The following is a 23,512-nucleotide window of genomic DNA, read 5'->3' as shown; positions in this document are numbered from 1 at the left end:
GTGGCGCGCGGATGCAGATCGTCTGGGAGGGGGTGATGCTGGAGTCGTGGGGGACCCTCGTGAGGAGGACGCATCATGTCCATGATGGACAAGATCAAGAGCATGCTGAAGGGCCACGAGAGCCAGACCGAGAAGGGCGTCGACAAGGCCGGCGACATGGCCGACGAGAAGACCCAGGGCAAGTACCAGGGCCAGGTCGACACCGGCCAGGACAAGCTCAAGGACCAGTTCGGCGGCGGGCAGGGCCCGGATCAGCCGCCGCGGACCTGAACCAGCGGCTCACCCGGCGGCACCTCACCGCCGGCCGCCACTGCGCCGCACGGATGAGCCGTGCGCAGGCCGACGAGGCCTGCCGCACCGACGCCCCGGTGTCCCGGGGCCCCGATGCCGGAAACTCCGCAGCGACCGCCACCCGCACGGGCCGGCGGGACGCTGCCACCGGATACCGCCGACCGGGTGAGACCGGACCGTGCCCCACGCGACGGTGCCCGCCCCCGGGGGCCGGGAGCGGGCACCGAGGGGTGCGACGCCGGACCTAGGCCAGCCGGATCTTCTCCGCCTGAGGGCCCTTGTGGCCCTGGGTGACCTCGAAGGTCACCTTCTGGCCCTCCTGAAGCTCACGGAAGCCCGTGGCGTCGATGTTGGAGTAGTGCGCGAAGACATCGGCGCCACCGCCGTCCTGGGCGATGAAGCCGAAGCCCTTCTCCGAGTTGAACCACTTCACCGTGCCGGAAGCCATGTCCGTCTCCTTCGTTCATTGGGCTCGAATCGGCTTCCGCGTGCTGCGGAACCCGGAGGTGATCGCCCTGGCCCGGAGACGCGCCACACAGCAAGGACGCCCGTGGAGGCGACACGGGCGTCCGGCACTTCGGAACCACGACAGCTGATCAGGACGCTACACCGAGCAACGCCCGGCAGGCCGCACAACCGTGACGGACGCGTCGCCCTTCACCGGGCAAGGCCAGCGACTGTCCTCCGTATCCCTGACCGATCGGATGGGTGTGCGACGGCCGACGGTGTGGAGGACTGCCTCAGGCGGGCCCGCTCCCGGGCCCGGACCCCTCGCCCGGTCCTTGGCGGGCGAGGCGCCGGCGCCGCCACAGCGCGGTGCCGAGCCCGGCGGCGGCGACGGCCCCGACGGCTCCGGCCACGGGCAGGAACCACCGGTACCGGGTGAACAGCGCGCCGTCCGTCTGCGCCCCGACCCCCGCCTTGTGCAGCGGCACGGACCGCGGCCGGTGGGTGACCGGCCGCAGTTCGCCGGTGCGCTCATCGGGCTCCAGAGCGGGCAGCACACCGACGGCCGCGGCCCGGGGAGCCGCCTCGAAGCCCCAGTCCAGCAGGTCGCGGGTCTCCTCGTAGACGGCGTTCCGGCCGCCGGACTGCGGGTTCATGAGGGTGACCAGCAGTGTCCGGCCGCCGCGCCGGGCGGCGGCGATCAGGGTGTTGCCGGCGTGGCTCGTGTAGCCGTTCTTCACCCCGATCAGGCCGGCGTACGGCTTGACGCCGTGTGAGCCGACCAGCAGCCGGTTGGTGTTCTGGATGGTGAAGGCGTCCGGGCCGCCCTCCTGGGGGAGTTCGGCCTGTTTCGTCGAGGCGAAGTGGGCGAAGTCCGGGTCGGTCAGCCCGGCCTGCCCGAAGAGCGCCAGGTCGTAGGCGGACGAGACCTGACCCGGCGTGTCGAATCCGTCGGCGGACTCCACCCGGGTGTCGCGGGCGCCGAGGCGCCGGGCCGTCTCCTGCATGTCGTCGATGGTCTTGCCCCAGCCGCCGTTCATGCTGGCCAGGGTGTGCACCGCGTCGCTGCCCGAGCTGAGGAAGACCCCGTGCCACAGGTCGGCGACCTGGTAGGGCATGTCCTCCCGGAGGCCGGCTAGGGAGCTGCCCGCCTCGATCCCGGCCAGGTCCGCCAGGGAGACGGTGTGCACCGTCGACTGGGCGAACCTCGGCAGCACGGCCAGGGCGAAGAGCGTCTTCAGTGTGCTGGCGGGTGGCAGGGGCCGGTGGGCGTCCTTGGCCGCGAGGACCTTGCCGCTCGGCAGGTCCGTCACCATCCAGGACAGGGAGGAGACCTCCGGTGGCTCGGGCACGTCCCGCCGGGCCAGGAACCGCACACCGCGCCCGTCCAGCCGGTTCTCGACGTCGGCGGGTTCGGCCGCGTGCGCCCCGGGCCGCAGGTCGTCGATGCCGTTGGGGCCATCGGCGGCTGCCTGACCGGGCGCGGCCCACAGGCTCGCGGCACAAACGGTGGCGGCGGTAACGACTCTGACGGAGGCCCAACTCACGCTAGACATGTGGCCCACGCTAGAAACGACCGCGGCCGGGCGCCGGTTGGCCTACTCCATCCGATGCGCGGCGGCCCCGACTGCCGTACGGGGCGGGCCGGACCCGGCGGAAGGACCACCGGGCCCGGCCGGACGGGCTACCAGATCTCGTCGACCCACTCGGGGTGGTCGATGAACGGGTTCCTGTTGTGCTGGAACTTGTCGAATATCACCTGGTTGCGGCGCTTTTCGAAGGCGTCCGGCGCGTCCTGCTCGCTCCACTTCTTGAGGACGGAGAGCCGGCCGATATGCGGCTGGGTTCCGTTGTCGACCTTGTCGTTGGGCTCCAGGTCGGGGAATCCGTCGCCGCCGTCGTAGCGGACGGCCATGTACAGGATCATGCGGGCGACATCGCCCTTGACCGCGTCACGGGGTTCGAAGGAGTCGTCGTCGCTGAGGCTGCCGGGCGCCTCGTCGACCTTCGACCCACCGTTGTCGAAGTCCTTGTTGCCGCGGATGCTGTTGACGGACACATCCTCCGGGCGCAGATGGTGGATGTCGGTACCGGGACCGGTGTCGGTGCCGAAATCACCGTGGGACTTCGCCCAGACGTGCTCACGGTTCCAGTCGTCCGGGTTGCCGCCGTTGGCGTCCTTGCTCTGCGAACGGCCCGTGTAGAGCAGGATCACGTTCGCGCTGTTGTCCGGGTCCTGGTCGGTTTCCTTGAGGGCGTCCCAGACCTCGTCGTACGACAGCTTCCCGGTCTGGGTGCTGCTGATGATCTTGTGCAGCGCGTCCTTGAGCGCCTGGCCGGTCTTGCCTTCGGCGTCCTTGTAGTACGTGTCGTCATACGACGTGCCGTCAGCCGCGCCGGACGGCTTCTGGGCGGTGGAGGCGCCGTCGGCGCGGTGCGGTGCGGCCGAGCCGGCCGTCGCGTTCGCCGGAATCTGTGCGGCCACCGCTGTCAGTGCCGCGCCGGCGGCGATGGCCAGCGCGATACGGGCGCGACGGGTCACGCGGGTGTTGTCCACGAGGGTGTCCTCTCCCCGAATTGTGGCGCCGGGTCGCGAAATGTGGGGCACGACCGGCACCGGCCGTTGGGAGCGGCCGCCAGGAAGCTTTCCATCACGGCAATCACCACAGTGTGAACACCGGGCAAGAGTTATGTGCCCACCCCGTGTGAATCACCGAATTCACCCGAAAATGCCGCGGTGATCGATGCTCCGTCAGAACTCCGCCGCCCACCGGACTTTCGGTTCGGCAGTCGTGGACTTCGCCGGTTTGAGGCTTCCCACCAGGGATGTTCCGTATGCGCCGGATTCCGGCTCCGCCGGTGAGTAATGCGGAGAATGCCTGATGTTCACCAAGGGTTGTGCAATGGTGGCGCGTTGAGCAAGGAACGCGGATGAATACGGGTGAATACCGAGAAGTCGCGCCCGCCTTCGGTGTGCGCCTGCTGTGCGCGCGGTGTGCGGCCGCGACAATCCGGCGGACGCGGCGGCGCAGTCCGGGTGGTGAACGACCGCCACGGCGGTGCGGAGGGCGGCGGTGCGCCTTGGGCTCATCGGGTGAACCCGTGCCCGTTGCGCAACCGAACCGGTACCGCCTCGCTTCCGAAGCATCGAGAGCCGCATGCACCGCATCCCTTGAACCCTTCGGACCGTGAGTTGTGGAGGCCCCCATGTCGTACGACCACTCCACTCGCCCGCCCTACGGCGTGGCGCCGGAGTATGTGCTCGCTCCCCCGCGCCCCGAGGACCGCCTCGGCGCACCCGCGCCGCAGTCTCCGTCCCTCCCGGGCCATGCGCTGCCGCCGCCGCGCCCGGAGGACCGGCTGCACTTCGGCCCGCCGTACCCGCAGGACCGGCCGCTCCCGCGCCCCGAGGAGCAGCGGCAGGGGCCGGTGGCGATGCCGGATCGCCGGCGGCTGGACCTTCAGGCCGCGCTGACCGCGGCCGGTGTCGCTCCGACGGACGGGGACCTGGCCGCCCTGGCGGAGATCGCGGCCCTGGGCGACACCACGGCCGGCGCCGTCATCAACTGGCTGGGAACCGCCGCGCGCGGCTCCTGGCCGCGCCCGCACGCGGTGTGACACGGCCCGCCCCCGGACCGCGGGGTGACGTGGCGTCGACTGGCCGCTGATCCCGGCACGCCTTGCGCGGCGTCCGTCGCGCGTGGCCGTGCCGGGTGAGCTGTCCGGGCGCCCGGGATCAGCGGGCCGGCCCCGCCGTCCGCCGCGCGGGCTGGGCCCACTCCGGCGTCCAGATCCCGGTGGCGGGACGGCCGGGGTAAGCGGAGGTGAGGTGCCGGCGGAGTGCGGCGAGCCCGGGGTGGGGGTTGTCGGTGCGCCAGATCAGTGAGTGCGGGTACACCGGGGTCGGGTCCCGCAGGGGAATACGCCGCAGGTCGTGCCCGGCGGGCCAGACCAGCGGGGTCTGCCCGCCGACGAAGGTGGCCAGCGTCGAGGAGCCGGCGATCGTGTCGAGCAGGTGCTCGATGCCGAAGTCGGGTCCGATCGTGTCGATGGTGAGCCCGAACGCGGCGGCGAGTGCGTCGTAGTAGGCGGCCCATTCGGTGTCGGCGGCATTGCTGGGCATCCAGATCCGGCGCCCGGCGAGCTGTGCGGGAGCGATGGCGCGGGCGCCGGCGAACTCGTGGGCCGGGCCGGTGAACAGGCGGAGCGGTTCGTCGAGGACCACGGTGGCACCGATGCCCTCGGGCAACTGCCGGCCCGGCCTGAGCACGGCGCGGAAGGTCGCGTCGATGGTGCCGGCCCGGACGGCGGCGATGGCCTCGTCGGCGGTGAACAGGGTCACCACGTCGAGGTCGGTCTCCGGGTACGCGCGATGGAAGTCACGGAGCAGCCCTGCCACGGAGAGCCGTCGGCCGATCACGTCGACGCGCAGCGCTCGGCACCCGGGCCGTACGGAGGCGGCGGCCCGCTCCTCGGCCTGCAGCAGTGCCCTGGCGTGCGGGAGGAAGGCCTGCCCGTCGATGGTGAGCTGGGCTCCCCGGACCGGCCGGCCGAACAGCGGCACGCCGAGGTCTCTCTCCAGTGCGGAGATGCGTTTGGAGACCGCCTGCTGGGTGATCGACAGCTCGGCGGCGGCTTCCTGGAACTGTCCCGTGTCGACGGCGGCGACGAAGGTGCGTACGGCGTTGAGGTCCACGACGGAGACCCTAGTGGAACAACCAGGCGTTGTTCGCTGAGTCGAAATGATTGTTTGATTCCGCTGATTGCGGCCCGCTTTGATGAGTGTGGTCAACGTGTGGTTGATCAGCCCCCCTCGCTGGCTCTGCCGGGATTCCGGGAGCGGGACCGAGCGGATGTGTGTGGCGGCGGGACGTGACCACGTGCCCGGCGACGGACCGTGCCCGCCGTGCGCCCGTGGCCGGGCGGGGCTTCCCCTACGCCCGGAGGTGCCTCCGACCGATGCCGGACTCTTTCGTTCACCTGCACAATCACACCGAGTACTCGATGCTCGACGGCGCGCAGAAGCTGAGGCCGATGTTCGGCGAGGTGGCCCGCCAGGGGATGCCCGCGATCGCCATGAGTGATCACGGCAACATGTTCGGCGCCTATGAATTCGCGCAGGTGGCGAAGGACTTCGACGGCGTCAGGCCGGTCATCGGCATCGAGGCGTACGTGGCGCCGTCGTCGCGCTTCGTCCGTCAGCAGGAGTTCTGGGGGCCGGGAGGCCGTCGCGCCATGCGCGAGGACGGTGAGGGGTCGAAGGATGTCTCCGGCGGCGGCCGCTTCACCCACATGACCATGTGGGCGCGGAACGTCCAGGGGCTGCGGAACCTGTTCCGGCTCAGCACACGGGCCAGTTACGAGGGCCAGTTCCCCGCCGGCAAACCCCGTATGGACCGGGAGCTGATCGCCGGGAGCCCGGACGGCATCATCGCCACCACCGGCTGCCCCTCGGGCGAGATCCAGACCCGGCTGCGGCTGCGGCAGTACGACGAGGCGAAGGCCGCCGCCGCGGCGTACCAGGAGATCTTCGGCCGCGAGAACTACTTCCTGGAGCTGATGGACCACGGTCTGGACCTCGAACGCGACGTCCGCCAGGGGCTGTTGCGCCTGGCCAAGGACCTCGGCCTCCCGCTCCTGGCGACCAATGACGCCCACTACGTCACCGCGGACCAGGCCGACGCCCACGACAGTCTGCTGTGCATCGGCGTGGGCAGGAACAAGGACGACCCGCGGCGCTTCCGGTTCAACGGTTCCGGCTACCACCTCAAGTCCCCGGCCGAGATGCGCGCTCTGTTCTCGGAGCTTCCCGAGGCCTGCGACAACACCCTGCTGATCGCCGAGCGCGTCGAGCCCTACGACGAGGTCTTCGACCACGTCGACGAGATGCCGCGGTTCCCGGACGTGCCCGAGGGGGAGACCCAGGAGTCGTGGCTGCGCAAGGAGGTGCTCAAGGGGCTGGCGATGCGCTACGGCACCCCGCTCCCGCCACGCATCCTGAAGCGCTTCGAGACCGAGATGGCGGTCATCGGCCCCATGGGGTTCAGCTCCTACTTCCTCGTGGTGGCGGACATCTGCCGCCACGCCAGGGAGAGCCGAATCCCCCTCGGGCCGGGGCGGGGCTCGGCCACCGGATCGATCGTCGCCTACGCCACCCGCATCACCGAACTGTGCCCGCTGGAGCACGGTCTGCTCTTCGAACGGTTCCTGAATCCCGAGCGCATCAACCCGCCCGATGTGGACCTCGACTTCGACGACCGGCAGCGCGACCGGATGGTCCGGTACGTCACCGAGAAGTACGGCGACGCGTACACCGCCATGGTCAACACGTTCGGCCGGATCAAGGCCAAGAACGCGATCAAGGACTCCTCGCGCATCCTCGGCTACCCCTACGCCCACGGCGAGCGGATCACCAAGGCCCTCCCGCCGGACCAGAACGGCAAGTCCGCTCCTCTGGCCGCCGTCTTCGACCCCGCCCATGAGCGGTACGGCGAGGCCGGCGAGATCCGGCAGATGTACGCCGACGAACCGGATGTGAAGCGGGTCCTCGACACCGCCCGCGGTGTGGAGGGCCTCACCCGGGGCACCGGTGTGCACGCCGCCGCGGTGATCCTCTCCAAGACGGTCCTCACGGACCGCATCCCGCTGCACATGCGCGCCTCGGACGGCGTGAAGATCACCGGCTTCGACTACCCGTCCTGTGAGGCCATGGGACTGGTCAAGATGGACTTCCTGGGGCTGCGGAACCTGGGCGTCATCGACCAGGCCCTCGAGAACATCCGCGAGAACCGCGGAATCCGGCTGACCACCGTGGACCCCGTGGACGGCGACTCCTCCGCCACCGTCATCCCGCTGGACGACGCCCGGACCTACCGGCTCCTCGCCGAGGGCAACACCTTCGGTGTCTTCCAGCTCGACGGCGGCGGGATGCGCGTGCTGCTGAAGCAGATGGAGCCCAGCCGGTTCGAGGACATCGCCGCGGTCAACGCCCTCTACCGGCCGGGCCCGATGGCGGCCAACGCGCATACCCACTACGCCCACCGCAAGACCGGCCGCCAGGAGATCACCCCGATCCACCCCGAGCTCCGCGAGGCCCTCGAACCGATCCTCGGCAACACCTTCCATCTGCTCGTCTACCAGGAGCAGATCATGGCCATCGCCCGGGAACTGGCGGGCTACACCCTCGGCGGAGCGGACCTGCTGCGCCGCGCGATGGGCAAGAAGAAGCCCGAGGTGCTCGCCGCGGAGTGGGACACGTTCCACGCCGGCATGCGGGCCAACGGCTACAGCGAGGAAGCCGTCAAGGCCCTCTGGGACGTCATGCTCCCGTTCTCCGGCTACGCGTTCAACAAGTCCCACACCGCCGGCTACGGCCTCGTCTCCTACTGGACCGCCTATCTCAAGGCCAACTACCCGGCCGAGTACATGGCAGCCCTGCTCACCTCCGTCGGCGACGACAAGGACAAGGCCGCGGTCTACCTCGCCGACGCCCGCAAGAACGGCGTACAGGTCCTCCAGCCCGATGTGAACGCCTCCGTCGCCGAGTTCACCGCCGTCGGCGACGATGTGCGCTTCGGGCTGCGGTCCGTACGCAACGTCGGTGACCACGTCATCCACGGGATCGTCGAAGCCCGCCGCCAGAAGGGGAAGTTCCACTCCTTCTCCGACTTCCTCGACAAGGTCGAGCTGCCCGTACTGAACAAGAGAGCCGTGGAGTCCCTGATCAAGGCCGGGGCCTTCGACTCGCTGCAGCACACCCGCAAGGGCCTCACCGCCGTCCACGAGTCGGCCATCGACGCGATCACCCCGGTGAAGAAGGCAGCCGGGTTCGGGCAGGAGGACCTCTTCGCGGAGCTGACCGGGGAAGACTGCGGCGAACGCGCCTTCGGACCCGACATCCCCCTCGACGGCACGGAGTGGCCCCGCCGGCAGCTCCTCGCCACCGAACGCGAGATGCTCGGCCTCTACGTCTCCGCCCACCCGCTGGACGGTGCCGAGCACGTGCTCTCCCGCGCACGGGACTGCACCCTCGCCGACCTGCTCGCCTCCGGCCGCACCACCGGAGAGGTACGGCTCTCCGGGCTGATCACCGGCATCCAGCGCAAGGTGACCAAACAGGGCCGTCCCTGGGCGATCGTCAGCCTCGCGGACCGCGACGCCGCCATCGAGGTCCTCTTCTTCCCCGCCGCCTACCAGCTCGTACAGCACGCGCTGGCGGAAGACGCCGTGATCTCCGTCAGGGGCAAGCTCGCGGACCGGGACGGAACGGTGCACCTCTTCGGCAGGGAACTCGCCGTACTGGACGTTTCCTCCGCCGAACAGGGCACCATGCCACCCGTACGGCTCGCGCTCCCCGCGCACCGCGTCACCGAACGGTCCGTGAGAGAACTCAGGCGCATCCTCGCCGACCACCCGGGCGACAGCCCCGTGCACCTCACCGTCCGGGGCGCCCGCAAGACCACCGTCTACGCCCTGCAGGCCACCGTGGACCCCACCACCCTCGCCTCCGACGTGAAGGGCGCCTTCGGAGCGGACGCCTGGGAGGGCGTGGTCTGAGGACAGCCCTTAGGCAGAGCCCGGCCGGGAGGGCGCCACGGCCGGCAGCGGGCGGGCCCGGTGCGGGTCGAGGAGGGGGGCCAGCAGGTCGCCCTGGCGTTCACAGCGGGGGGCGATATCGCTGTAGAGGAAGGTGAGTTGCCGCGGGTCGGTGCAGTCGGCGATCTCGTCCCAGGTGACCGGGGCCGAGACGGTGGGGGTGGCACGGGCGCGCAGGGTGTAGGCGACCGCGGTGGTCTTGGCGGCGGCGTTCTGGGAGAAGTCGATGAAGACCTTGCCGGGGCGCAGCGCCCTGGTCATCTTGTGCAGGACCAGGTCAGGGAGGGCCGCCGCGGCCTCGACGGCGAGGCTCCGGGCGTAGGCGGTGGTCCGCTCGGACGGTGTGGGCTCGACGGGCACGATGAGGTGCAGGCCCTTGGAGCCGCTGGTCTTGGCGTACACGTCGAGGCCGTCGGCGGCCAGCCGGCCGTGCAGCCACCGGGCGGCGGTGCAGCATTCCACGATGGTGGCCGGGGCGCCGGGGTCGAGGTCGAAGACCAGCCGGTCGGCGAGGCCCGGCGCCTGGCGGGTCCACTGCGGGGTGTGCAGCTCGACGACCAGGTTCGCGGCCCAGACGAGCGAGGGCAGGTCCTGCAGGAGGACCTGCCGGGTGGGCCCCGACGTCGAATGGGGGACCTCGCACGTCTTCACCCAGGAGGGCGTGCCGGGCGGCACGTTCTTGGTGAAGAAGCGCTGACCGTCGGGCCCGTCGGGGTAGCGCAGGAAGGAGAGCGGCCGGTCACGGAGGTGGGCGAGCAGCGGGTCCGCTGTGGTGGTGCAGTAGTGCAGCACCTCGCCCTTGGTGGTGCCGGTCTCGGGATAGAGGACCTTGTCCAGGTTGCTCAGCGAGAGGCGCCGCCCCTCCACAACGGTGATCGGCGACATACGATGAGAATCCCACACAAGGGATGAAATATGCGTTCTATATGGAATGGGTCCATATCGTTCGGTCTGGTCACCATCCCCGTGAAGACCTACAGCGCCACCGACCGCACCTCGTCGGTGTCTTTCGTGCGCATCCACGAGAAGGACGGCGCGCAGGTCCAGTACCGGAAGATCTGTGAGCTGGACGGTGAGGAAGTCCCGAACGAGGAAGTCGGCAAGGGCTACCAGGCGCCCGGCGACGACACCATCGTGCCGATCACCGACGAGGATCTGTCCCGGCTCCCGATGCCCACCGCCAAGACGCTGTCCATCCTGTCGTTCGTCGCCCCCGACGAGATCGACCCCCTCCAGATGGACAAGGCCTACTACCTGGGACCCAACGGGGCCGCCGCGGCGAAGCCGTACGCGCTGCTGCGGGAGGCGCTGGAGGACCACCGGAAGGTCGCGGTCGGCAAGGTGGCGATGCGGGGGCGGGAGTCGCTGGCGATGCTGCGGGCGCACGACGGGGCGATCGTGATGCACACCCTGCTGTGGCCGGATCAGATCCGGCCCGTCACCGGTGTGGCGCCCGAGGACGTCGAACTCCGCGAGAACGAGCTGACGCTCGCCGAGACCCTGATGGACTCCCTGGGCGAGCTGGACCCCGCCGAACTCCACGACGACTACCGCGAGGCCGTCGAGGAACTGGTCGCCGCCAAGCTGGAGGGCGAGCCGGTCGCCGCCGCCACTTCGGGCACGTCCGGTGCCCAGGTCATCGACCTCACGGCGGCCCTGGAGAAGAGCGTGCGGGCGGCCCGGGGCGCCCCGGAGACCGGCGCGGAGTCCGGGTCGGCATCCGTGACACCCCTACGGGGGCGGAAGGTAGCGAGGAAGGACGAGGCGCGAAAGGGCGCCGCCGGGAAGAGCGGCGCGGCGGAGAAATCGGCGAAGACGGCGACGGCCAAGAAGACCACGGCGGCCACCGCGAAGAAGGCTCCGGCGAAGAAGTCCGCGGCCGCCGCGAAGTCCACCGGCGAGCGGGCGAAGGACACCGCGGCGGCCAAGAAGGCCAATTCTGCCGGCACTTCCCGGAAGGCGGCGTCCGGGAAGACCGCGTCGAAGAGCACCACCAAGAAGGCCGCGGCCAAGAAGACGACGAAGAGGTCGTCCGCGTGAGCGCCGTCGCGCCACCCGGACGGCGGGCGGCCGTTCTAGAGTCTTGGTATGGCTTCAGACGAGGGGACCACCCGCATCGACAGCTGGATCTGGTCGGTACGGCTCACCAAGACGCGCTCGCTGGCCGCTGCGGCCTGCCGCGCGGGGCACGTACGGGTCAACGGTGAGCGGGTGAAGCCGGCCCACGGCGTGCGCAACGGCGACGAGGTGCGACTGCGGCACGCGGGCCGGGAGCGGATCGTGGTCGTCTCACGGCTGGTGCGCAAGCGGGTCGGCGCGGCCGTCGCGGCGGAGTGCTTCGTCGACAACAGTCCGCCGGTCCCGCCGCGGGCGGAGGTTCCGGTGACCGGGCTGCGCGACCGCGGCACCGGACGCCCCACGAAGCGCGACCGCCGCGAGATCGACCAGCTGCGCGGCCTGTGAACCGGGCCGGCCCCGCACACCACGAGGGGCGGGCCGGCCCCGGGGGGTGACCGCTACGACGACGCCAGTGCGTCGAGATAGACCCACTGGCCGCCCTCGCGGACGAAGCGGCTGTGCTCGTACTGGCTGTCGGTGTGCCCGTGCCGGCTGTAGTGGGCGCGGAATTCGACGGTGCCTTCGGTGTGGAAGGCGCTGCCGCCGGTCGTGCCGAGGATGTCCAGGCCGGTCCACCGCTGCGCCGGTTCGAGGTCGAGAGCGTCCGGGCGGGTCGTCGGGTGCCAGGTGCGCAGCAGATAGCCGGTGTCACCGACCACGAAGGCGCTGTAGCGCGAGCGCATCAGGCGCTCCGCCGTCGGGGCGGTGGCGCGCCCCTCATGGAACGCGGCACAGCAGTCGCGGTAGGTCTCGTCGCGTCCGCAGGGGCACGGCGAGGTGGGGGTGACTGCGGCGGGGCGGGGCTTGTTCTTCTGCTTCGACACCCCACGATTGTGCCGGGTCGGCGGGGGCGGACCGCGACACGCCGAGAGCACAGCCGGACCCGGCACGCCCTGGAGATACCCCCATTTAGGGAATTTCCCTGACAAATCACCCATTTGTAGCTTTCCCTGGCTTGATACGTGCTGTGAGGCTGGAAGAACTCATGGTGACCGTCCCCACCACCCAGGAGAGAACCCCCCATGATTCTGTCCATTTCCGGCGTCGTCCTGCTCGGCATCATCGTCTTCCTCTTCTTCCGGAAAGACGGCCTGAAGTTGTCCCACGCTCTGGTCTCCGCGCTCTTCGGGTTCTACCTCGCCAGCTCCGCCATCGCGCCCAGCATCAAGGCCGGCGGGGCGAGCCTGGCCAGCCTCCTCGGGGGGATCAAGATCTAGGGCGTGTCCGCAAAGTCCGCCTCCGGCGCACCACCACGGGTCCCGCCCGAACGGGCCGCACCGTTTCCCGTCCGGGTGGCTCCGTCTGCGGCCCGCTCCCCCGCCCGCGGCCCACGCCGGTTCCCGCACGCCCACCGCACGAGCAACAGGAGAAGCCGTGGCCCGGCGCCCCCTGCCCCGCATCCTGACCCACAGCGCACCGCTCGCCCGTATGGCACACAGCGCCCCGCTCGCCCGCAGCCGCGAACTCGCGCGCACCGCCGCCGACAGCGCCTCCGACGTGTTCCATCCGCTGATCACCATCGGTCGCGGGCTGCGCCGGCTGGGCGCGGCCGGCCGGGGACGCTGGGCCGAGACGCCCAAGGACCAGCGCGGCCCGCTGGCCTTCTTCGTGGGCGCGTGCGGCCTGGTGGTGTGGCTGGTGCCGTACGGACCGCTGCTCGCCCTGATCGCGGTCATGGGCGCGGGCGCCTGGGCGGGGCGGGAGCGTACGCCGGTGGTGACCGGTCCCAGCGAGGCCGAGACCGAGCGACTGCGGGCGCTCTACGAGGCGCTGGTCCCCTACCTCTCCGCCGAGGGCGACCCCAGCCCCCTGTACGCGCACGGCGGTGACTGGGCGGGGGCCTTCGCCGAGTACGCCTTCGACGACGACGGGCGCCTGGAGCGGCTGCAGCTGAAGTACCCGGCGTACTTCACCGACGGTGAGGACCGGTCCCGGGTCCGCATCGAGCAGGTGCTGTACGCCAAGGCCGGCCGCGGCCGGGAGTACCGGTTCACCTGGGACGAGCTGGCCAATCAGCTCACCCTGACGGTGCTGGACCCGCTGCCCACGGACATCGCCGCACAGCGCTTCGTCACCGCGCCGGGCGAGACCGTGCTCGGTTTCACCGACCCGGACTCCGTCCAGCGGACCCTGCCGGTCACCGGCGGGGAGGAGACCCGGGACGCCCCGCCGGCGGTCTGGCGCACCGGGCAGCGCTCCACCGAACCACATCTGCTCGTCCTGGGGCAGCCGGGGACCGGCACCACGACCCTGCTGCGCTCGATCGCGCTGCAGGCGCTGCAGCACGGCGATGTGCTGGTCATCGACGGCGGCGGCACCGGTGAGTACGGGTGTCTCGCCGGGCGCGGCGGGGTGCTCGGGGTGGAGAGCGGGCTGGCGGGGGCGCTGGCGACGCTGGAGTGGGCGTCGCACGAGACCGAGCGGCGGCTGATCGCGGGCAACCGGGCGCGGCAGGCCGGCACGGCGGCACCGGACGACACCCGGCGCCCGCTGTGGATCATCGTGGACCGTCCGACGGCGCTGTCCCACATCGCGGTCGCCGAGGGCCGGGACGATCCACAGCAGTGGCTCCAGGTGCCGTTGCGGCACGGGCGGGCCGCGGCGGTCACGGTGGTGGTGGCCGACCAGTTCGAGACCGCCGAGCTGCTGAGCGATCCGGTACGGGCGCACACCAAGGCGCGGGTGGTGCTCGGTCCGGCCACGGCGGAGGAGGTACGGGCGGTGCTCGGGGCGCCGCCGCACACCACACCGCCGGCGCAGGTCCCGCCGGGGCGCGGCTATGCGCGGCTGGGCGGCGCGCCCGTGCTGCGGCTCCAGGTGCCGGCCACCCCCGATCCGCTCGACGACGCCACCGGCCAGGCGCACCGGGAGGCCGTGCTGGCGCTGCTGCCGGAGCGTACGGTCCCGGCGGACGGGGCGGACCCCACCGAGCCGGTGACCGGCGGCACGGCGGTGGACGTCGGCAAGCGGGCGGGTGCCGGGGCCGTGGAGGCCGATGCGTCCGGGAGAGCCCCGGTGAGCGAAGCGGACGACGGGCCCGCGGCGGCCGGTGTGGCACCGGACGCGGAGGAGACCGGTGCCGCCGCCGACCCGTCCGCGGCCGAACCGGTGGGCGCGAGCGCGCGGGTGCGGACCGACAAGGGCGGCGAAACCCGCGTGCTCACCAAGGGCGGCGAGCCCCGCGTGATCAAGGGCACGGTGGAGGCCGTCCGGGCGGAGGGGTGAGCCTCCTCCGCCCCACGGCGGCCCCGGGAATCCGGCCGGCCCGGAGGAAACGCCCCGTCAGGCCACGAACGTGTGCCGCAGCTCCGCCTCCACGGGCGCGCCCGTGGCCACGAGCCGTGCGGCACCGGCCAGCCGGACCGCGGCCTCGTCGGCGACCGCCCCGCTGACCGTGAACGGCAGCCGTACGAAGCCCTCGAAGGCGCCGTCGACACCGAACCGCGGGCCGGAGGGCACCCGCACCCCGAGCCGCTCCCCCGCCTCGGCGATCCGGGAGCCGGAGAGCCCGCCGGTGCGCGCCCAGAGCGTGAGGCCGCCGCGGGGCACGCTGAACTCCCAGTCGGGAAGGTGCCGGTGCAGCGCCCCGACGATCGCGTCGCGGTTCTCGCGGGCCTGCTCGCGGCGGATGCCGATGGCCTGCTCCCAGCCGCCGGACTCCAGGAGCGAGGCGATGGCGAGCTGTTCGAGGACGGGTGAGCCCAGGTCGGAGTAGGCGCGGGCGGCGACCAGACTGCGGATGATGTCGGGGGCGGCGCGCACCCAGCCGATCCGCATCCCGGCCCAGAACGCCTTGCTCGCCGAGCCGACGGTGATCACCGCACTGCCGGCCGGGTCGAACGCGCAGACCGGACGGGGTGGTTCGGCGTCCTCCTCCAGCCGCAGCTCGGTCATCGTCTCGTCGACGACGAGCAGGGTGCCGGCCGACCGGGCGGCGTCGACGAGGCGGCGGCGCTGGTCCTCGGTGGCGAGGGTGCCGGTGGGGTTGTGGAAGTCGGCGACCACATAGGCCATGCGCGGGGCGGCGTCGCGCATCACCTGGCGCCAGACGGGGATGTCCCAGCCGGCCAGCTTGTCCCCGAGCGCGACCGGGACGAGCCGGGCGCCGGCGTCCCGCATCAGCTGCAGGATGTTGGCGTACGAGGGCGAGTCGACGGCCACGCGCTCGCCGGGACCGGTACAGAGCCGGCAGATCGCGGCGACGGCGCCCATCGCGCCGGTGGTCACCATGATCTGTTCCGGCATGGTGGGGATGCCACGGGCGGTGTAGCGGTCGGCGAGGGCCTGGCGCAGGACGGGCAGACCGGCCGGGTAGTCGCCGTGGGTGTGGGAGTAGAGCGGAAGGTCGGCCATGGCGCCCTGGACGGCACGGGTCAGCCAGGGCTCGGGGGCCGGGAGGGCGGCACAGCCGAGGTCGATCATGGAACCGGCGGCCTCCGGGGGCAGCGGTTCCAGGCCGCGGGTGGGCAGCGGATTCCCGGCCGGGACGGCGGTCCAACTGCCCGAGCCGCGCCGGGACTCCAGGAACCCCTCGGCGCGCAGCGCTTCATAGGCGGCGGCGACGGTGGTGCGGCTGACGCCGAAGGCCGCGGCCAGTTCGCGTTCGGCCGGCAGGCGGGCGGCGACCGGTATCCGGCCTTCCAGCACGAGCAGGCGCACTCCGTCGGCGAGGCTGCGATAGGCGGGCAAGCGGCGGCCGCCGACCGCGAGTTGGGCGTCGCGCGGGTCCTGCGACCGGAGCAGCCGGGCGAGTTGGGGTGCGCCAACCGCTGAAGTCCACTGAGCCATGAAGATCAGTCCACCTTCCCCGAATTGGCTCTACTTCCCGAGCCCGGACACGCCACATGGTGTCATGCGTCGGTCCAATCCTGCCAGGAGGGGGAAATTTCGTGTCCATGATCAGTAGGCCCGGCCCGGGGAGGGGCCTGCGGGCGCGCCGCCTGGTCCAGCTCTATACGGGACTGACGCTGTACGGCGTGAGCATGGGCCTGATGCTGCGGGCCGAGCTGGGACTGGAGCCCTGGAGCGTGCTCAACCAGGGCATATCCCGGCATACGGGGCTGTCGATCGGCACCGTCACCATCGTCTCCGGCGCGCTGATCCTGCTGCTGTGGATTCCGCTGCGGCAGCGGCCCGGCCTGGGCACGGTGTCCAATGTGGTGATCCTCGGGCTGGTGATGGACGCGACGCTGGCCTGGGTGCCGGAGCTGCACTCGCTGGGCGCCCGTATCCCGCTGCTGGCCGGCGCCGTCCTCCTGAACGGCGCCGCGACCGGCCTGTACATCTCCGCCGACTTCGGCCCGGGGCCGCGGGACGGGCTGATGACCGGGCTGCAGCGGCGGACCGGCCGCCCGGTGCGGCTGGTGCGGACCTGCATCGAGGTGACGGTGCTCGCGGCGGGCTTTCTGCTCGGCGGGTCCGTCGGCGTCGGCACGGTCGTCTACGCACTGGCCATCGGCCCGCTGGCGCAGTTCTTCCTCCGCCGCTTCGCGCTCCGGGACGCACCCGCGCGGCCGTCCCCGGTGGTGGCCCGCGGAGAGCCGTCACCTGAGCGCGCCATACTGCCGGAGTGACCTCAGCGATACGCATCCGCCACGCCTATCTCGACCACCCCACCCCGCTCCCCTTCGCCCACCGGGGCGGGGACGCGGAGGGTCTGGAGAACACCGCGGCCGCCTTCCGCCGCGCGGTCGGCCTCGGCTACCGCTACCTGGAGACCGATGTGCACGCCACCTCGGACGGCAGGCTCGTCGCCTTCCACGACGCGACCCTCGACCGCGTCACGGACACCCGGGGCGCGATCGGGCAGCTCCCCTGGCGGGCGGTGCGCCGGGCCCGGGTCGGCGGACAGGAACCGCTGCCGCTGTTCGAGGAGCTGCTGGAGGAGTTCCCGGAGGCGCGCTGGAACGTCGACCTCAAGGCCGAGGCCGCGCTGCCGCCACTGCTGGACCTGCTGCGCCGTACGCACACCTGGGACCGGGTGTGCGTCGGCTCGTTCTCGGAGGCCCGGGTGGCGCGGGCCCAGCGGCTGGCCGGCCGGCGGATGGCGAGCTCGCTCGGCACCCGCGGTGTGGCCGGGCTGCGGCTGCGCTCGTACGGCCGGGGCGTGCTGCCGCTCGACCGGCTGCTGGGCGCGGCGGTGCGGCGCAGCGCAGTCTGTGTCCAGGTCCCCGAGCGGCAGTCCGGTCTCCCGGTCGTCGATCCGCTGTTCCTGCGCGCCGCGCATGCGCTGGGCATGCAAGTCCACGTCTGGACGGTCAATGACCCGGACCGTATGACCGCCCTGCTGGACCTCGGCGTGGATGGCATCATGACGGACCACATCGAGACGCTGCGGACGGTGCTGACCGAGCGGGGGTGCTGGGTCTGAGCCGCCCGGGGGCCGTCCGCCGCCGTGAACGGGGACGGGAAGACGGGGGCGGGAGTGCGCGACGCATCGGCCGGGGCCGTGGACGGGACGGCTGAGCGGCGCCGCGAACAGCGCGGCTGGTACTGGTACGACTGGGCCAACAGCGTCTACTCGACCACCGTGCTGACGGTCTTCCTCGGGCCGTATCTGACATCGGTGGCGAAGGCCGCGGCGGACGCGCACGGCTTTGTGCACCCGCTGGGTATTCCGGTGCGCGCGGGTTCCTTCTACGCGTACACGGTGTCCGCTTCGCTGCTGCTGTCCGTACTGGCGATGCCGCTCGCCGGGGCGGTGGCCGACCGGACCGGCCGGAAGAAGCCGCTGCTGGGCTGCTGCGCCTACGTGGGCGCGGCGGCGACGACCGGGATGTTCTTCTTGGACGGCGAGCGCTATCTGCTCGGCGGGGCGCTGCTGGTCATCGCGAACGTGGCGTTCGTGGTGTCGATGATGCTCTACAACTCCTTCCTGCCGCAGATCGCCGGGCCCGGCGAACGGGACGCGGTCTCCTCCCGCGGCTGGGCCTTCGGCTACGCGGCCGGGGCACTGGTCCTGGTGGCCAATCTGGTGCTCTACGGCGCACACGACTCCTTCGGGATATCCGAGGGCACCGCGGTGCGCATCTGCCTGGCGTCGGCGGGACTGTGGTGGGGGACGTTCTCGCTGATCCCGCTGCGCCGGCTGCGCGACCGCCGGACGGCCGCGGCCGGGGCACCCGGAGACGCGGGCGGCGCCTCGCCCCGCCAGGGGTGGCGGCAGCTGCGCGGGACGCTGCGCGGAATGCGGCGGCGCCCCCTGACCCTCGCCTTCCTCCTGGCCTATCTCGTCTACAACGACGGGGTGCAGACGGTGATCACCCAGGCGTCCGTGTACGGCTCCGAGGAGTTGCGGCTGGACCAGACGACGCTGATCATCGCGGTCCTGCTGGTGCAGGTGCTGGCCGCGGCGGGCGCCCTGCTGATGGGCCGCCTCGCCCGGCGGTACGGCGCACAGCGGACCATCCTCGGCTCGCTGGTGGCCTGGACGCTGACCCTCACGGCCGGCTACTCCCTGCCCGCCCGGGAGCCGCTGTGGTTCTTCGCGCTGGCCGCCGGCATCGGCCTGGTCCTGGGCGGCAGCCAGGCGCTCTCGCGTTCGCTGTTCTCCCATCTGGTGCCGCGCGGCGAGGAGGCGGAGTACTTCTCCGCGTACGAGATCAGCGACCGGGGCGTGAGCTGGCTGGGGCCGCTGGTGTTCGGGATGGCCTATCAGCTCACCGGGAGCTACCGGGACGCGATCGTGTCCCTGGTGGCGTTCTTCGTGACCGGTTTCGTCCTGCTGGCGCGGGTCCCGGTGGGCCGGGCGATCGCGGCGGCCGGAAATCCTGTACCTGACCGGATTTAGTCTCCGGGCGTGCGGGGCGGTAGTGTACGCCTTTGGCTCACCAGGCGGACCGTTACTGCGCGCTCAAGCATGGAAGGCGCTGGGTGACATCTGCTGCCAGATGTGACAAACCGGGCGCCGGTGGGTACAACAAGGGGCGGCACGAAGGTAGGCAGCGGCGCACAGCGCCTCCGTCAAGGGCGGTGGTGGGCGACGGGTGGGCTCAAATCCCGGATTCGGGAATCTTCACCGCCGACCGGACGTTGACCGGATGACGACGACAGCGACACCTGTCCTGTGGGCGACAAGCCCGGGAGGCACGATTCATGAGTGAGCGAGCTCTCCGCGGCACGCGACTCGTGGTGACCAGCTACGAGACCGACCGCGGCATCGACCTGGCCCCGCGCCAGGCGGTGGAGTACGCATGCGAGAACGGACATCGATTCGAGATGCCGTTCTCGGTTGAGGCCGAGATTCCGCCGGAGTGGGAGTGCAAGGTATGCGGTGCACCCTCTCTCCTGGTGGATGGCGACGGCCCCGAGGAGAAGAAGGGTAAGCCCGCGCGTACGCACTGGGACATGCTCATGGAGCGACGCACCCGCGAGGAGCTCGAGGAGGTGCTGGCCGAACGGCTGGCCGTCCTGCGCTCCGGCACCATGAACATCGCCGTGCATCCGCGCGACAGCAACCGCAAGTCCGCCTGACGACGGACCTGCACAGAGCAGCACGCAAGGGCCGGGGCCACTGCACCACGCAGTGACCCCGGCCCTTGTCGCGTCCGCTCGGCCCGGCCCGGCCGCCGGCACGGTCAGCCGGTCAGCGGCGGGTCCTGGCGGCGTGCGGCCGGGGGCTCGTCGTCACGGATGACCTCGCCCTGGACGACCTTGCCGTCCGGCCGGTGCATCCGGGCCTGCTGGAACGCGTCACCGAACGACCCCGGGGCGTAGCCCGCCCGCCGGGACAGCAGCTTCTCGGCGCGGCGCTGGATCAGCTTCCCGGTCGGCGGGAAGAGGCAGAGCAGCCCCAGCGCGTCGGACACCAGCCCCGGCAGTATCAGCAGCAGCCCACCCGCCATCGGGAGCGTATTGCCGCCGCCCGCCTTGCCGTTGCCGGATCTGCCGTCGCCGGACGGGGAGTTGCCGGATGCCGACGGGTCGCCCGCCCTCTGCAGGCTCTCGGTGAGGTTCCGCCAGGCGCGACGCCCGGCCCGCTTGGTCACACAGCCGCCGACGATCACTCCGGCCAGCAGCAGAAGCAGCACCGTCAGCCCGTTGGTGGCACCGGCCACGACGGTGAGCAGCCAGATCTCCAGCACCATCCAGGCGGCGACGCCCAAGGGGACGAACCTTCGGGCGCGCGAGCGCTGGGGCGGGCGGGAATCGGGCGGGGGCGTGGCTCCGAACGTCATGCCTCAAGTGTGCCTGGCCCGTCCGGCCGCCCTTGCCAAGGGTCGCCGGAGGGATCAACTCCCGGCCGCGGGCGGCGGACCGGGGTCAGCGGCCGCGGATCTTGTCGACCCGTGAGCCGACGCCCCACGCCGTGACGCGCCACAGCGCCTCCACGACGATGTCACGGCTCATCTTGCTGTCGCCGTGCTCGCGCTCGACGAAGGTGATCGGGACCTCGACGACGTGGTAGCCGGCCTGCACGGCGCGACGGGCCAGGTCGACCTGGAAGCAGTAGCCCTGGGAGGCGACGTCGTCCAGGCCCAGCCCTTCGAGGGCCTCCGCGCGGAAGGCCCGGAAGCCGCCGGTGATGTCGCGCAGCGGCAGGTCCAGCGCCAGCCGGGAGTAGGTGCTGCCGCCGCGGGAGATGAGCCGGCGGTACGTGGGCCAGTTGACGGTACGGCCGCCGGGCACCCAGCGGGAGCCGAGGACGAGGTCGGCGCCCTTGAGGGCGGTGAGCAGCCGGGGCAGCTCCTCGGGCTGGTGCGAGCCGTCGGCGTCCATCTCGACCAGCACGCCGTAGCCGTTGTCGATGCCCCACCGGAAACCGGCGAGATAGGCGGCGCCGAGGCCTTCCTTGCCCTTGCGGTGCAGGACGTGGACCTGCTCGTCGTCGGCGGCCAGCTCGTCGGCCAGCTTGCCGGTGCCGTCCGGGCTGTTGTCGTCCGCGACCAGGACATGCGCCGCGGGGACGGCGGACCGCACCCGCGAGACGACCGGCTTGATGTTCTCCGCCTCGTTGTACGTCGGAATGATCACCAACGTGGTGCCGAGCGGACCGTACTGCCGCTGCCCGTCTGTCACTGCTGCCCCTTCTCGTCCTTCGTACGCCCGCGCCGGCCGATGGCTGCCGCGGCGGCGCAGGACAGGAGGCCCACGATAGCGAGCGCCCACTCGGGAGCGGCCCCGACGCGGTCGGCGAGCGTCGTTTCGTCCCGCAGCGGAATCCGCGCGGAGACCACGCCCTGCGTGAACTCGGGGATGCGGTGGGTGATCTTGCCGTCCGGGGCGACCACCGCGCTGATCCCGCTGGTGGCGGCGGTGACCACGGCGCGGCCGTGCTCGACGGCGCGCAGCTTGGACATCGCCAGCTGCTGCTCGGGCTGGCCGGTGCGGCCGTAGGTGGCGTTGTTCGTCTGGACGACCAGGGCGCGGGCACCGGCGTTGACGGTGTCGTGGACGATCTCGTCGTAGGCGACCTCGAAGCAGATCACGTCGCCGAGCCGGGCGGGGCCGACCTTGAGCAGGCCGGTGTGGTCACCGGGGTAGAAGTTGCGGGTCACCCGCTGGAAGCGCGTGATGATCTTGCTGAGCTGCTCCTTGAACGGCACGTACTCGCCGAACGGCACCGGGTGCTGCTTGGTGTAGGAGGCGCCCGGCCCCTTCTTCGGGTCCCAGACGATGCCCTCGTTGTAGACGTAGCCCGGCTTGGAGGGGTGGTCGACCAGGGCGCCGACGAGGACGGGCACCCCGATGGCCTTCACGGCCTCGTCGATCCGGTCGTACGCCTGCGGGTACTGGTACGGGTCGAGGTCGGAGGAGTTCTCCGGCCAGATCACCAGGTCCGGCTTCTTGGCCCGGCCGGCCTTGACGTCGGCGGCGAGCTTCTCGGTGGCGGTGGCGTGGTTGTCGGTGATCATCATGGGGCGGCCGAGGAAGTCCATGCCGGGCGACTGGACGTTGCCCTGGATGACAGCGATGTCGACGGTGTCGTCGGCCTTCGTGGGGACGGGCACCAGTACCCCGGCCAGGGTGACCGCGGCGGCCAGCCCGAAGGCCTCCATGGCGGGGACGGCCCGCCGCAGCGACCCGTTCGCGCGCAGCCCCCAGAGCGTGCCGGCGCAGGCGGCGAGCAGCGCCGCGGCCAGCGCGACCGCGAAGGTCACCAGCGGGGCGCCGCCGAGCGCGGCGAGCGGGGTGAACGGCGAACCGGTGTGGGCGAAGGCCAGCCGCCCCCACGGGAAGCCGCCGAGCGGCAGCCGGTCGCGGGCCCACTCCTCGGCGACCCACAGGCAGGCGGCCCACAGCGGCCAGACCGGCAGCCGGGAGGTGACGGCGAGCCCCGCGCCCAGCAGCGCCAGGAAGAACGCCTCGACGATCGACAGGCCCACCACCGCGTCCCAGCCGATGACATGCAGCCACTTCAGCAGGATCAGGAAGAACGGCAGCCCGAACGCGAAGCCCGTCCAGGCCCCCTGGCGGGCGGTCCGGCCGCGGGTCAGCAGCGACAGCGCGGCGACGGACACCAGCGACAGCGGCCACAGGTCGTACGGCGGGAAGGCGAGACCGAGCACGAGGCCGGCGGCGGCCGCGAGGCCGGAGCGCGGTGCCTCCCGGCGGGCCAGTGCGGCGAACCGCCGGGCGCGTCCGGGGCGTACGGGCTCGGCGGAGGAGGCCGTCCCGGCGGGGGGCACCGGGCCGTCGGGCGTGGTGCCGCTGACGGCTTCTTCGGTGGTGTCGGAGCCCGATGGCACGGTCGCGAGCCTTCCTGCAGGTCGTGGGTGGTGAGGTGACCGTACATCGGGAAGGCGGGATTGCGGATGCGGGGTGCACAAATGGCAAAGAGGCACCACAGGTGGCGGCGGGCGCGCTGCGCCGCGGTGCGGATAGGGGCCCGGCGCCCTTCGGGCCGACCTGGGACCCGCTGGCTGCGGATCGACCGAGAGCCGTTGTCTACTGAGCGTCCGGGCCCCACCCGGGTCGCACCCGCCGACCGGCCGAAACCTTCCGTCGCCCCGTGCCGCGAATCCTGGACCTGGCTCCCAGTGGCGGGGTGCCCCAGTGGCGCACCGCCCCATGGCCCAGTTGCGTTCGACGACTGCGCGGAGATCTGCCGGTCGGACGTCCT

21 protein-coding genes are annotated in these 23,512 nt (G+C 71.7%); 11 read left to right on the top strand and 10 right to left on the bottom strand.

Annotated elements, in window-relative coordinates; genetic code table 11:
- Positions 1 to 75 precede the first annotated feature (75 nt).
- The gene (locus ACWC9R_RS06055) at positions 76 to 270 is read left to right on the top strand and encodes an antitoxin (protein WP_450729178.1); all 195 of its coding nucleotides are present in this window, start codon (positions 76 to 78) and stop codon (positions 268 to 270) included.
- A 265-nt stretch (positions 271 to 535) separates the two neighbouring features.
- On the opposite strand, the gene ACWC9R_RS06050 is transcribed toward ACWC9R_RS06055, so the two are convergent.
- From ACWC9R_RS06050 to ACWC9R_RS06040, 3 genes are all read right to left on the bottom strand, one after another.
- Complete coding sequence (locus ACWC9R_RS06050; protein ID WP_006601696.1) at positions 536 to 739, bottom strand: cold-shock protein; 204 nt, start codon at positions 737 to 739, stop codon at positions 536 to 538.
- Positions 740 to 1,031: 292 nt separating this feature from the next.
- Positions 1,032 to 2,294: a D-alanyl-D-alanine carboxypeptidase family protein gene (locus ACWC9R_RS06045; protein ID WP_450729177.1), complete on the bottom strand. Its 1,263-nt coding sequence runs from the start codon at positions 2,292 to 2,294 to the stop codon at positions 1,032 to 1,034.
- 128 nt (positions 2,295 to 2,422) lie between these two features.
- Positions 2,423 to 3,295: an endonuclease I family protein gene (locus ACWC9R_RS06040; RefSeq protein WP_450729176.1), complete on the bottom strand. Its 873-nt coding sequence runs from the start codon at positions 3,293 to 3,295 to the stop codon at positions 2,423 to 2,425.
- A gap of 650 nt (positions 3,296 to 3,945) precedes the next feature.
- Between ACWC9R_RS06040 and ACWC9R_RS06035 the strand changes: the two genes are divergently transcribed.
- The gene (locus ACWC9R_RS06035) at positions 3,946 to 4,356 is read left to right on the top strand and encodes a hypothetical protein (RefSeq protein ID WP_450729175.1); all 411 of its coding nucleotides are present in this window, start codon (positions 3,946 to 3,948) and stop codon (positions 4,354 to 4,356) included.
- Between the two features lie 118 nt (positions 4,357 to 4,474).
- Here ACWC9R_RS06035 and ACWC9R_RS06030 read toward each other — a convergent pair whose 3' ends face one another.
- Positions 4,475 to 5,434: a LysR family transcriptional regulator gene (locus ACWC9R_RS06030; protein WP_450729174.1), complete on the bottom strand. Its 960-nt coding sequence runs from the start codon at positions 5,432 to 5,434 to the stop codon at positions 4,475 to 4,477.
- A gap of 263 nt (positions 5,435 to 5,697) precedes the next feature.
- On the opposite strand from ACWC9R_RS06030, the gene dnaE reads away from it, so the two are divergent.
- Positions 5,698 to 9,294, top strand: coding sequence for a DNA polymerase III subunit alpha (gene dnaE / locus ACWC9R_RS06025; protein ID WP_450729173.1), 3,597 nt, complete (start codon positions 5,698 to 5,700; stop codon positions 9,292 to 9,294).
- 9 nt (positions 9,295 to 9,303) lie between these two features.
- Here dnaE and ligD read toward each other — a convergent pair whose 3' ends face one another.
- Complete coding sequence (ligD, locus tag ACWC9R_RS06020; protein ID WP_450729172.1) at positions 9,304 to 10,218, bottom strand: non-homologous end-joining DNA ligase; 915 nt, start codon at positions 10,216 to 10,218, stop codon at positions 9,304 to 9,306.
- 30 nt (positions 10,219 to 10,248) lie between these two features.
- On the opposite strand from ligD, the gene ku reads away from it, so the two are divergent.
- Together ku and ACWC9R_RS06010 are read left to right on the top strand one after the other, a co-directional pair.
- Positions 10,249 to 11,373 carry a non-homologous end joining protein Ku gene (gene ku, locus ACWC9R_RS06015; RefSeq protein WP_450729171.1) on the top strand — a complete coding sequence of 375 codons (1,125 nt, stop codon included), beginning with the start codon at positions 10,249 to 10,251 and terminating at the stop codon, positions 11,371 to 11,373.
- 48 nt (positions 11,374 to 11,421) lie between these two features.
- Entirely contained in the window at positions 11,422 to 11,796 is a 375-nt protein-coding gene (locus ACWC9R_RS06010) for an RNA-binding S4 domain-containing protein (RefSeq protein WP_362609422.1), read from the top strand.
- Positions 11,797 to 11,849: 53 nt separating this feature from the next.
- On the opposite strand, the gene ACWC9R_RS06005 is transcribed toward ACWC9R_RS06010, so the two are convergent.
- The gene (locus tag ACWC9R_RS06005; RefSeq protein WP_450729170.1) at positions 11,850 to 12,275 is read right to left on the bottom strand and encodes a YchJ family protein; all 426 of its coding nucleotides are present in this window, start codon (positions 12,273 to 12,275) and stop codon (positions 11,850 to 11,852) included.
- A gap of 198 nt (positions 12,276 to 12,473) precedes the next feature.
- Between ACWC9R_RS06005 and ACWC9R_RS06000 the strand changes: the two genes are divergently transcribed.
- Both ACWC9R_RS06000 and ACWC9R_RS05995 read left to right on the top strand, forming a co-directional pair.
- Positions 12,474 to 12,668 (top strand): hypothetical protein, encoded by a 195-nt coding sequence (locus tag ACWC9R_RS06000; protein ID WP_208679784.1) that lies wholly within the window; start codon positions 12,474 to 12,476, stop codon positions 12,666 to 12,668.
- A gap of 157 nt (positions 12,669 to 12,825) precedes the next feature.
- The gene (locus tag ACWC9R_RS05995) at positions 12,826 to 14,676 is read left to right on the top strand and encodes a hypothetical protein (RefSeq protein WP_450729169.1); all 1,851 of its coding nucleotides are present in this window, start codon (positions 12,826 to 12,828) and stop codon (positions 14,674 to 14,676) included.
- A 57-nt stretch (positions 14,677 to 14,733) separates the two neighbouring features.
- Here the strand turns inward: ACWC9R_RS05995 and ACWC9R_RS05990 are convergent, their stop codons facing one another.
- Positions 14,734 to 16,239, bottom strand: a complete 1,506-nt coding sequence (locus tag ACWC9R_RS05990) for an SCO1417 family MocR-like transcription factor (RefSeq protein ID WP_450729168.1) — start codon at positions 16,237 to 16,239, stop codon at positions 14,734 to 14,736.
- A gap of 107 nt (positions 16,240 to 16,346) precedes the next feature.
- On the opposite strand from ACWC9R_RS05990, the gene yczE reads away from it, so the two are divergent.
- From yczE to ACWC9R_RS05970, 4 genes are all read left to right on the top strand, one after another.
- Positions 16,347 to 17,024: a membrane protein YczE gene (yczE, locus tag ACWC9R_RS05985; protein WP_450729167.1), complete on the top strand. Its 678-nt coding sequence runs from the start codon at positions 16,347 to 16,349 to the stop codon at positions 17,022 to 17,024.
- Positions 17,021 to 17,821, top strand: a complete 801-nt coding sequence (locus tag ACWC9R_RS05980; protein WP_450729166.1) for a glycerophosphodiester phosphodiesterase family protein — start codon at positions 17,021 to 17,023, stop codon at positions 17,819 to 17,821. The genes yczE and ACWC9R_RS05980 overlap by 4 nt, the downstream gene beginning before the upstream one ends.
- Positions 17,822 to 17,875: 54 nt before the next feature.
- Positions 17,876 to 19,240, top strand: coding sequence for an MFS transporter (locus ACWC9R_RS05975; protein ID WP_450729165.1), 1,365 nt, complete (start codon positions 17,876 to 17,878; stop codon positions 19,238 to 19,240).
- Positions 19,241 to 19,545: 305 nt separating this feature from the next.
- A complete protein-coding gene (locus ACWC9R_RS05970; protein ID WP_030080286.1) occupies positions 19,546 to 19,923 on the top strand; it encodes an RNA polymerase-binding protein RbpA in 378 nt (125 codons plus the stop codon).
- A gap of 104 nt (positions 19,924 to 20,027) precedes the next feature.
- Here the strand turns inward: ACWC9R_RS05970 and fxsA are convergent, their stop codons facing one another.
- From fxsA to lnt, 3 genes are all read right to left on the bottom strand, one after another.
- Entirely contained in the window at positions 20,028 to 20,627 is a 600-nt protein-coding gene (fxsA, locus tag ACWC9R_RS05965; RefSeq protein ID WP_450729164.1) for an FxsA family membrane protein, read from the bottom strand.
- Between the two features lie 85 nt (positions 20,628 to 20,712).
- Positions 20,713 to 21,468, bottom strand: coding sequence for a polyprenol monophosphomannose synthase (locus tag ACWC9R_RS05960; RefSeq protein ID WP_450729163.1), 756 nt, complete (start codon positions 21,466 to 21,468; stop codon positions 20,713 to 20,715).
- Positions 21,465 to 23,138 (bottom strand): apolipoprotein N-acyltransferase, encoded by a 1,674-nt coding sequence (lnt, locus tag ACWC9R_RS05955; protein WP_450729162.1) that lies wholly within the window; start codon positions 23,136 to 23,138, stop codon positions 21,465 to 21,467. Before lnt ends, ACWC9R_RS05960 begins: the two co-directional genes overlap by 4 nt.
- Positions 23,139 to 23,512: the final 374 nt, after the last annotated feature.

Source organism: Streptomyces sp. NPDC001219 (assembly GCF_053597915.1).
The sequence above is the reverse complement of the archived record's forward strand: the minus strand, read 5'-3'. Positions and strand labels throughout refer to the sequence as shown.